General features: G+C 69.7%; 5 protein-coding genes. 1 reads left to right on the forward strand and 4 read right to left on the reverse strand.

The features are described 5' to 3' along the window. Window positions 1-9 precede the first annotated feature (9 nt). Window positions 10-2955 (forward strand): fumarate reductase/succinate dehydrogenase flavoprotein subunit, encoded by a 2946-nt coding sequence (locus tag ACIBAF_RS33590; protein ID WP_399467978.1) that lies wholly within the window; start codon window positions 10-12, stop codon window positions 2953-2955. 98 nt (window positions 2956-3053) lie between these two features. On the opposite strand, the gene recQ is transcribed toward ACIBAF_RS33590, so the two are convergent. From recQ to nuoL, 4 genes are all read right to left on the reverse strand, one after another. Then, window positions 3054-5087: a DNA helicase RecQ gene (gene recQ / locus ACIBAF_RS33595; protein WP_399467979.1), complete on the reverse strand. Its 2034-nt coding sequence runs from the start codon at window positions 5085-5087 to the stop codon at window positions 3054-3056. 232 nt (window positions 5088-5319) lie between these two features. After that, a complete protein-coding gene (nuoN, locus tag ACIBAF_RS33600; RefSeq protein ID WP_399467980.1) occupies window positions 5320-6978 on the reverse strand; it encodes an NADH-quinone oxidoreductase subunit NuoN in 1659 nt (552 codons plus the stop codon). Then, a complete protein-coding gene (locus tag ACIBAF_RS33605) occupies window positions 6975-8546 on the reverse strand; it encodes an NADH-quinone oxidoreductase subunit M (RefSeq protein WP_399467981.1) in 1572 nt (523 codons plus the stop codon). Before ACIBAF_RS33605 ends, nuoN begins: the two co-directional genes overlap by 4 nt. 5 nt (window positions 8547-8551) lie before the next feature. After that, a complete protein-coding gene (gene nuoL / locus ACIBAF_RS33610) occupies window positions 8552-10516 on the reverse strand; it encodes an NADH-quinone oxidoreductase subunit L (protein ID WP_399467982.1) in 1965 nt (654 codons plus the stop codon). Window positions 10517-10521 lie beyond the last annotated feature (5 nt).

Below are 10521 nucleotides of genomic sequence, written 5' to 3' on the forward strand. Positions count from 1 at the left end.
GGCACCCCGGTGGACACCCTCCTGCAGATCCCCGCGCTCGCCGACGCCGAGGAGCTGACCTGCGACGTGCTCGTCATCGGCGGCGGCACCGCCGGGACCATGGCGGCCCTGACCGCCGCCGAGCGCGGCGCGGACGTGCTGCTCCTGGAGAAGGCCCACGTCCGCCACTCCGGCGCGCTCGCGATGGGCATGGACGGCGTCAACAACGCGATCATCCCCGGTCGCGCCGAGCCCGACGACTACGTCGCCGAGATCACCCGCGCCAACGACGGCATCGTCGACCAGTCCACCGTCCGCCAGACCGCCACCCGCGGCTTCGCCATGGTGCAGCGCCTGGAGTCGTACGGTGTGAAATTCGAGAAGGACGAGCACGGCGACTACGCGGTCCGCCAGGTGCACCGGTCGGGGTCCTATGTCCTGCCCATGCCCGAGGGCAAGGACGTCAAGAAGGTCCTCTACCGGCAGTTGCGGCGGCGCGAGATGCGGGAGCGGATCCTGATCGAGAACCGGGTGATGCCCGTGCGCGTTCTGACCTCGCCCGAGGACGGGCGCGCCATCGGGGCGGTCGGCTTCAACACCCGCACAGGGCAGTTCGTCACCGTCCGCGCGGGCGGGGTCGTCCTCGCGACCGGCGCCTGCGGACGCCTCGGCCTGCCCGCCTCCGGCTACCTGTACGGCACCTACGAGAACCCGACCAACGCGGGTGACGGCTATGCCATGGCCTACCACGCGGGCGCCGAGCTCACTGGCATCGAGTGCTTCCAGATCAACCCGTTGATCAAGGACTACAACGGCCCCGCCTGCGCCTATGTCGCCAACCCTTTCGGCGGCTACCAGGTCAACCGGCACGGCGAACGCTTCGTCGACTCCGACTACTGGTCGGGCCAGATGATGGCCGAGTTCGCGGCGGAGGTCGCGAGCGACCGGGGTCCGGTGTATCTGAAGCTGAGCCATCTCCCTGAGGAGTCGATCTCGGCCCTTGAGTCGATCCTGCACTCCACCGAGCGCCCGACCCGGGGCACCTTCCACTCCGGGCGCGGCCACGACTACCGCACCCACGACATCGAGATGCACATCTCGGAGATCGGCCTGTGCGGCGGCCATTCGGCCTCGGGTGTACGGGTCGACGAGCACGCCCGGACCACCGTCCCCCGCCTGTACGCCGCCGGCGACCTGGCTTGCGTCCCGCACAACTACATGATCGGCGCGTTCGTCTTCGGCGACCTCGCCGGCGCGGACGCGGCCCGGTACAGGTCCTATGACGGTGAGCTTCCCGTTGACCAGCTGCGCGAGGCGCACGAGCTGATCTACCGCCCGCTGCGCAACCCGGAGGGCCCGCCGCAGCCCCAGGTCGAGTACAAGCTGCGCCGCTTCGTGAACGACTACGTGGCGCCGCCGAAGTCGGGCGCCCGGCTGTCGCTGGCCCTGGAGGCCTTCGAGCGGATGCGTGACGACATCGCCGAGATGGGGGCTCGCACCCCGCACGAGCTCATGCGGTGCGCCGAGGTCACCTTCATCCGTGACTGCGCGGAGATGGCCGCGCGCGCCTCTCTGGCCCGTACGGAGTCCCGCTGGGGCCTCTACCACGACCGCCTCGACCATCCTCGGCGCGACGACGCTTCCTGGTTCCACCACCTTGACCTGCACAAGTCCCCCTCTGGCGCGATGGAGTTCACGGCCCGGCCCGTGGCTCCCTATCTGGTTCCGGTCGACGAGTTCACCCCTGTCGGCGGCCCTTCCCGGCATCTCGGCGAGGTCCACCCCGAGGAGGTGGCCACGGCCGGCTCACGGGACACGGCGCCCGTCGCCGCTGGGGCCGAAGCAGCCGCCGCGGAGGCGACCGACGCCTCGGCGCCTTCGACGCCTGCGCCTGAGTCCGCCTCCGACTCCGCCTTTGACTCCGTCCCCGGGCAGTCCCCCTCTCGTCGGTCTTCCTCCCGTCTCCTCGAACTCGTTGCCCTGGCCGAGGCGGAGCCCGAACTCGATGCCCTTGTCCCCTACTTGACCGACCCGGTGCCCGCCGTCCGGCGCGAGGCCGTCGCCGTTCTCACCGAGACCGTGCCGTCGGGCACCGGCCCCGCCCTCGCCGAGGCGCTGCGTGACACCGCCGCGGAGGTGCGCGCGGCCGCCGCCGCCTCGCTGCGGGAGCTCGTCGAGACCCTGCCGCCGGAACCCGCCTTGCGCGACGGCCTCGCCGCCGCCCTGGCCGAGTCCGACCCCGTTGTCCGCGCGGCGGCCCTGGACGTGCTGCGCGCCCTGCGCCTCGGCGACGCCGCCCTGTTCGCGGGCTCTCTCACCGACGCCGACATCGCCGTCCGGATCGAGGCCGTCCGGGCCCTGGTCTCCGTCGACGCCGCCGACGAACTGGCCCGCGCGGCGACCGCCGACCCGTCCCGCGAGGTCCGCGTCACGATCGCCAAGTCCCTGGCCACGGTGGCGGCCGGCCGCCTTGACGACCCCTCACCGGCCGACTTCGGCACCGCCGACAGCCCCGACTCCGACTCGGATTCCGGTTCCGTCATCAACAGCAGCGTCCACCCCGGCTCGGGTTCTGGAGCCCGCCTCGACACAGGTCCCGCCTCCGAGCCTGATGCTGTCCACGCGGCTCTCGTCGGGCTCGTCGACGATCCCGACGCTTTGGTACGCGCCGCCGCCTACGGAGCGTTGGGCACCACCGGCTGCCCGGTGCCGCTCGCCGCCCGGGCCGTGGCCGCTCTGGCCGACCCCGCCTGGCAGGTACGCGCCGGTGCCGCCACAGCACTGTCCGTGGCCCACGCGGACACGGCCGTCCCCGTCCTCGCCAAGACCCTGGCCGATCCGAACGCCGACGTCCGCAAGGCCGCCGTCCTGGCCCTGACCCGGCACCGCGCCTCGGAGGCCGCCCGCGCCGCCCTGGCCGCGGCGACGACGGACTCGGACGCGGACGTCAGGGCGTACGCGACACGCGCCCTCTGAGGAGCCTGGCCGAAGCCGACATCGGGTTCCTTCCAGGCACCCGTACGGTCAGACCTCGATATCCAGTCCCCGAACGTCGGTCCCCCCTATCCCGTCCGCTATATCCAGTCCTCGGGCTCCGGCTCCTCGTCCATCTCGGGCCAGTGGTCCGGGGCTCCCGGATCCGCGTCGGCGGCCGGGGCAGCGCCGGAAGCGGGGCTGCCGCCGGGCGCTGGAGCGGCGGTGTCCGGCGTGCCGCCCAGCGACGCCAGCACCGCGATCACGCCCTCCCCGTAGGTCGCCAGTTTCTTCTCGCCGACGCCGCTGATGCCGCCGAGTTGTCGTACCGACGTCGGCCACACCGTGGCAATCTCCCGGAGTGTGGCGTCGTGGAAGATGACGTATGCGGGAACGCCCTGTTCGCGGGCTTGTTCGGCGCGCCAGGCGCGCAGGGCTTCGAAGGCGGGCAGCAGCTCCTCGGGCAGCTCAACCGCCGCCGCCTTCGCCTTCCCCTTGCCGGAGGAGGACGAGCCCGACGCCTTCGCCGTCGCCGGCTTCTTCGGCTCCTTGCGCAGCGGCACGTCCCGCTCGCGGCGCAGCACCGCACCACTGGCCTCCGTCAGCACCAGCGTGCCGTACTCCCCTTCGACCGCGAGCAGCCCCTGGGCCAGCAACTGCCGTACGACGCCACGCCATTCACCTTCGGTGAGCTCCTCGCCGATGCCGAACACCGACAGTTGGTCGTGGTCGAACTGGATCACCTTGGCCGTGCGCTTGCCCATCAGGATGTCGACGATCTGCACCGCACCGAACTTCTGTCCGCGCTCACGCTGCAGCCGCACCACGGTCGACAGCACCTTCTGGGCCGCGACCGTGCCGTCCCAGGTCTCCGGCGGTGCGAGGCAGGTGTCGCAGTTGCCGCAGCCCACCGGGGCGGGTTCCTGGCCGAAGTAGGCGAGGAGTTGGCCGCGGCGGCACTGGGCGGTCTCGCAAAGCGCCAGCATCGAGTCCAGGTGGGCGGCGGCCCGCCGCCGGAAGGCCTCGTCGCCCTCGCCGGACTGGATCAGTTTGCGCTGCTGTATGACGTCGTTGAGGCCGTACGCCATCCAGGCCGTGGAGGGCAGTCCGTCACGGCCGCCGCGCCCCGTCTCCTGGTAGTAGCCCTCGATCGACTTGGGCAGGTCGAGGTGGGCGACGAAGCGCACGTCCGGCTTGTCGATGCCCATGCCGAAGGCGATGGTCGCGCAGACGACCAGGCCCTCCTCCCGCAGGAACCGGGACTGGTGTGCCGCGCGGGTGCCCGCGTCCAGACCGGCGTGGTAGGGCACCGCTTCGACGCCGTTGCGGGAGAGGAACTCTGCGGTCTTCTCCACGGAGTTGCGTGAGAGGCAGTACACGATGCCCGCGTCGCCCGCGTGCTCCTCGCGCAGGAAGCTCAGCAGCTGCTTCTTGGGGTCGGCCTTGGGCACGATCCGGTACTGGATGTTGGGCCGGTCGAAGCTCGCCACGAAATGGCGGGCCGACGGCATGTTCAGCCGCTGGGTGATCTCTTCGTGGGTGGCGCGGGTGGCCGTCGCCGTGAGGGCGATCCGTGGGACGTCCGGCCAGCGCTCGCCGAGCAGGGAGAGGGAGAGGTAGTCGGGGCGGAAGTCGTGGCCCCACTGGGACACACAGTGCGCCTCGTCGATCGCGAACACCGCGATCTTGCCGCGCGAGAGCAGGTCCAGGGTGGAGTCCAGGCGCAGTCGCTCCGGCGCCAGGTACAGCAGGTCCAGCTCGCCGGCGAGGAACTCGGCCTCGACGACGCGTCGCTCGTCGAAGTCCTGCGTGGAGTTGACGAATCCGGCGCGCACACCGAGCGCCCGCAACGCGTCCACCTGATCCTGCATGAGCGCGATCAGTGGCGAGACGACGATGCCCGTACCGGGTCTGACCAGGGCGGGGATCTGGTAGCACAGCGACTTGCCGCCGCCGGTGGGCATCAGGACGACCGCGTCCCCTCCGGCCACCACGTGCTCGATGACCGCTTCCTGCTCGCCGCGGAAGGCCTCGTACCCGAAGACCCGGTGCAGCGTGGCCAGTGCCTCGCTCTCGGTCCGCCCCGGCGTCCCGGTGATCCCTGTCATCCCGCTGATCCCACCCGTCCCACCCATCGCCTGTCCCCCGTACGTCGTCCCTCGACCACTGCCTCCACGATAGGGGTCCGGACTGACAGCGCCCGAGTTATCCACAGGCTCGTTTCGGTGACTCTGCGTAACGGCTGTGGATAATTCCCCGAACTCGATCACCCGTACGACGCCGACGGGCCCGGCCCCCGCTCGGGGAACCGGGCCCATCGCACAGCCGCACGCAGGTCAGCGCACCGAGGCGCAGCGGCTCAGCGGCTCAGCGCACGAACACTCCTGCTTGGTTAGCCAGGTCCAGGAAGTACTGCGGCGCGACACCGAGCACGAGCGTGACCGCCACGCCCACCCCGATCGCCATCATCGTCAGCGGCGACGGAACGGCGACGGTCGGACCCTCGGGCCGCGGCTCGCTGAAGAACATCAGCACGATCACCCGGATGTAGAAGAAGGCGGCGATCGCCGAGGAGATCACACCGACCACGACCAGCGGAGCCGCTCCGCCCTCCGCAGCCGCCTTGAACACGGCGAACTTCCCGGCGAAACCGGAGGTCAGCGGGATGCCGGCGAAGGCCAGCAGGAACACCGCGAACACGGCCGCCACCAGCGGCGACCGCCGGCCGAGCCCCGCCCACTTGGACAGGTGCGTGGCTTCGCCGCCGGCGTCGCGCACGAGGGTGACCACCGCGAACGCGCCGATCGTCACGAACGAGTACGCGGCCAGGTAGAAGAGGACGGACGAGACGCCGTCCGGAGTGGTCGCGATGACACCGGCAAGGATGAATCCGGCGTGCGCGATGGACGAGTACGCCAGCAACCGCTTGATGTCGGTCTGCGTGATCGCGACGATCGCGCCGCCCAGCATGGTGACGATCGCGACGCCCCACATGACCGGCCGCCAGTCCCAGCGCAGGCCGGGCAGGACGACGTACAGCAGACGCAGCAGCGCACCGAAGGCGGCCACCTTGGTCGCCGCGGCCATGAAGCCGGTGACCGGGGTCGGCGCGCCCTGGTAGACGTCGGGCGTCCACATGTGGAACGGCACCGCGCCCACCTTGAACAACAGCCCCATGACGATCATCGCGGCGCCGACGAGGAGCAGCGCGTCATTGCCCATGGTGTCGGCGAGCGCCGGGTCGACGTTCTTGATCGTGCCGTCGACGACCTGCGCGATCGTCCCGTACGACACCGAGCCCGCGTACCCGTACAGCAGCGCGATGCCGAAGAGGGTGAACGCGGAGGCGAACGCGCCGAGGAGGAAGTACTTGACCGCGGCCTCCTGCGACATGAGCCGCTTGCGGCGGGCCAGTGCGCACAGGAGGTACAGGGGCAGCGAGAAGACTTCCAGGGCGATGAAGAGGGTCAGCAGGTCGTTGGCCGACGGGAAGACCAGCATGCCTGCGACCGCGAACAGCAGCAGCGGGAAGACCTCGGTGGTCGTGAACCCGGCCTTGACCGCGGCCTTCTCGCTGTCACCGCCTGGCACGGAGGCCGCCTGGGCGGCGAACGAGTCGACCCTGTTGCCGTGCGCCTCGGGGTCGAGGCGCCGTTCGGCGAAGGTGAACAGGCCGACGAGGGCGGCCAGCAGGATCGTGCCCTGCAGGAAGAGGGCCGGCCCGTCGACCGCGATCGCGCCCATGGCGGCGATGCGCGCCTTCGTGGTGCCGTACCCGCCCTCCGCCAGCGCGATCACGGCGGCGAAGGCGGCGACCAGCGCCACGACGGATACGAACACCTGTGCGTAGTAGCGGTGCTTGCGCGGCACGAACGCCTCGACCAGTACCCCGATGATCGCCGCGCCGACGACGATCAAGGTGGGCGACAATTGCCCGTACTCGATCTTCGGGGAGTCGATCTTCGAGATCGGTTCGGCCGCGGTTGCCGCCGTTGTCCACAGGCTGTGGACGGCTGATGCGCTCACTTGGCCGCCTCCACCTCGGGCTTGGGATCCTTCTTGTGTACGTCGGACAGGGTCTGCTTGACCGCCGGGTTCACGATGTCCGTGACCGGCTTCGGGTAGACCCCGAGGAAGATCAGCAGCACGATCAGCGGGGCGACGACCACGAGCTCACGCGCGCGGAGGTCCGGCATCGCCGAGACCTCGGGTTTCACCGGGCCCGTCATCGTCCGCTGGTAGAGGACGAGGGTGTAGAGCGCAGCGAGGACGATGCCGAAGGTGGCGATGATGCCGATCGCCGGGTAGCGCGCGAACGTGCCGACCAGGACGAGGAACTCGCTCACGAAGGGCGCGAGCCCCGGCAGCGACAGCGTCGCCAGACCGCCGATCAGGAAGGTGCCGGCGAGTACCGGGGCGACCTTCTGCACACCGCCGTAGTCGGCGATGAGCCGCGAACCGCGCCGCGAGATCAGGAAGCCGGCGACCAGCATCAGGGCTGCCGTCGAGATGCCGTGGTTGACCATGTAGAGCGTCGCGCCGGACTGGCCCTGGCTGGTCATCGCGAAGATGCCCATGATGATGAACCCGAAGTGCGAGATCGACGCGTACGCCACCAGCCGCTTGATGTCCCGCTGCCCCACGGCGAGCAGCGCCCCGTAGATGATGCTGATCAGCGCGAGGACCAGGATGGCGGGTGTCGCCCACTTGCTCGCCTCCGGGAACAGCTGGAGGCAGAACCGGAGCATCGCGAAGGTGCCCACCTTGTCGACGACCGCCGTGATGAGCACGGCGACCGGAGTTGTCGCCTCACCCATCGCGTTGGGCAGCCAGGTGTGCAGCGGCCACAGCGGTGCCTTCACCGCGAAGGCGAAGAAGAAGCCGAGGAACAGCCAGCGTTCGGTGTTCGTCGCCATGTCGAGCGTTCCGTTGGCGCGCGCCTGGGCGATCTCGGTGAGCGAGAAGTTCCCGGCGACCACATAGAGGCCGATCACCGCGGCCAGCATGATCAGACCGCCGACCAGGTTGTACAGCAGGAACTTCACGGCCGCGTACGACCGTTGCGTGGACGCCGCCTCCTCGCCGTGCTCGTGGGCGCGGTCCCCGAAGCCGCCGATGAGGAAGTACATCGGGATGAGCATGGCTTCGAAGAAGATGTAGAAGAGGAAGACGTCAGTGGCCTCGAAGGAGATGATCACCATCGCCTCGACGGCCAGGATCAGGGCGAAGAAGCCCTGCGTCGGCCGCCAGCGTTTGTTGCCCGTCTCCAGTGGATCGGCGTCGTGCCAGCCCGCCAGGATGATGAACGGGATCAGCAGGGCGGTCAGCGCGATGAGCGCCACCGCGATGCCGTCCACGCCCAGTTCGTACCTGACCCCGAACTCCTTGATCCAGGCGTGGGATTCGGTGAGCTGGTAACGGTCGCCGTCGGGGTCGAAGCGGACCAGGACGACGATCGCCAGGGCGAGCGTCGCAAGGGAGAACAGCAGCGCCAGCGCTTTGGCGGCGTTGCGCCGGGCGGCCGGTACGGCGGCCGTGGCGACCGCCCCGATCGCCGGGAGCGCGGCCGTCGCTGTCAGCAGAGGAAAGGACATCGGTATCAGACCGCCCTCATCAGCAGGGTCGCGGCGACGAGGATCGCCGCACCGCCGAACATCGAGACCGCGTACGACCGCGCGTAGCCGTTCTGCAGCTTGCGCAGTCGTCCGGACAGGCCGCCCATGGAGGCCGCCGTGCCGTTGACGACCCCGTCGACCAGGGTGTGGTCGACGTACACCAGGGAGCGCGTGAGGTGCTCGCCGCCGCGGACCAGGACGACGTGGTTGAAGTCGTCCTGGAGCAGGTCGCGGCGGGCGGCCCGGGTGAGCAGCGACCCGCGCGGGGCGACGACCGGAACGGGACGGCGGCCGTACTGCGCGTAGGCGATGGCGACGCCGATCACCAGGACCACCATCGTGGAGAGGGTGACGGTGAGGGCGCTGACCGGCGAGTCGCCGTGGGAGTGGCCGGTGACCGGCTCGAGCCAGTGCAAGAAGCGGTCGCCGATGCTGAAGAAGCCGCCCGCGAAGACCGATCCGAACGCCAGCAGGATCATCGGGATCGTCATGGACTTCGGCGACTCGTGCGGGTGCGGCTCCGCGTGCTCGCCGTGATGCTCGGCGGCCGGTTCCGCACTGGGCGCCTCGGGAGAACGAGTGGGTTGGTTCTTCCAACGCTCCTCGCCGAAGAACGTCATCAGCATCACGCGCGTCATGTAGTACGCGGTGATGGCCGCGCCGAGCAGGGCGCAGGAGCCGAGGATCCAGCCCTCGGTGCCGCCCTTGGCGAACGCCGCCTCGATGATCTTGTCCTTGGAGAAGAAGCCGGACAGACCCGGGAAGCCGATGATGGCGAGGTAGCCGAGGCCGAAGGTGATGAAGGTGACCGGCATGTACTTGCGGAGGCCGCCGTACTTGCGCATGTCGACCTCGTCGTTCATGCCGTGCATGACCGAGCCGGCGCCGAGGAACAGACCGGCCTTGAAGAAGCCGTGCGTCACCAGGTGCATGATCGCGAAGACGTAGCCGATGGGGCCGAGGCCCGCGGCCAGCACCATGTACCCGATCTGCGACATCGTCGAGCCGGCCAGCGCCTTCTTGATGTCGTCCTTCGCGCAACCGACGATCGCACCGAACAGGAGGGTGACGGCGCCGACGACGGTGACGACCAGCTGTGCGTCGGGTGCCCCGTTGAAGATCGCGGCGGAGCGGACGATCAGGTACACGCCGGCGGTCACCATGGTGGCCGCGTGGATGAGGGCCGAGACCGGGGTCGGGCCCTCCATCGCGTCCCCGAGCCAGGACTGCAGCGGCACCTGGGCGGACTTGCCGCACGCCGCGAGCAGCAGCATCAGGGCGATGGCGGTCAGCTTGCCCTCGCTGGCGTCACCGGCGATGCCGGGCTCCCCTTCCGCCCCGAGCAGCGGGCCGAAGGCGAAGGTCCCGAAGGTGGTGAACATCAGCATGATGGCGATCGACAGACCCATGTCGCCCACGCGGTTGACCAGGAAGGCCTTCTTCGCGGCCGTCGCGGCGCTGGGCTTGTGCTGCCAGAAGCCGATGAGCAGGTAGGACGCGAGACCGACGCCCTCCCAGCCGACGTACAGCAGCAGGTAGTTGTCGGCGAGGACGAGCAGCAGCATCGCCGCGAGGAACAGGTTCAGGTAGCCGAAGAAGCGGCGGCGCCGCTCGTCGTGCTCCATGTACCCGACCGAGTACAGGTGGATCAGCGAGCCGACGCCCGTGATCAGCAGCACGAACGTCATCGACAACTGGTCGAGGCGGAAGGCGACGTCCGCCTGGAAGCCCTCGACCGGGATCCAGCTGAACAGGTGCTGCGTCAGTGTCCGGTGTTCGGCGTCCTTGCTCAGCAGGTCGCTGAAGAGGACGACGCCGAACACGAAGGAGACGGCCGACAGGAGCGTGCCGATCCAGTGGCCCACGGCGTCGAGCCGGCGACCGCCGACCAGAAGGACGGCCGCTCCGAGCAGGGGCGCCGCGATGAGCAGCGCAATCAGGTTCTCCACGATTC

It is taken from the genome of Streptomyces sp. NPDC051677, assembly GCF_044453465.1.
Classification (GTDB): Bacteria; Actinomycetota; Actinomycetes; order Streptomycetales; family Streptomycetaceae; genus Streptomyces.

Excerpts from the sequence above, each read along its gene's own strand:
- ACIBAF_RS33605 (WP_399467981.1), bottom strand. The coding sequence starts at position 8,546 with ATGTCCTTTCCTCTGCTGACAGCGACGGCCGCGCTCCCGGCGATCGGG.
- recQ (WP_399467979.1), bottom strand. The coding sequence starts at position 5,087 with ATGGGTGGGACGGGTGGGATCAGCGGGATGACAGGGATCACCGGGACG.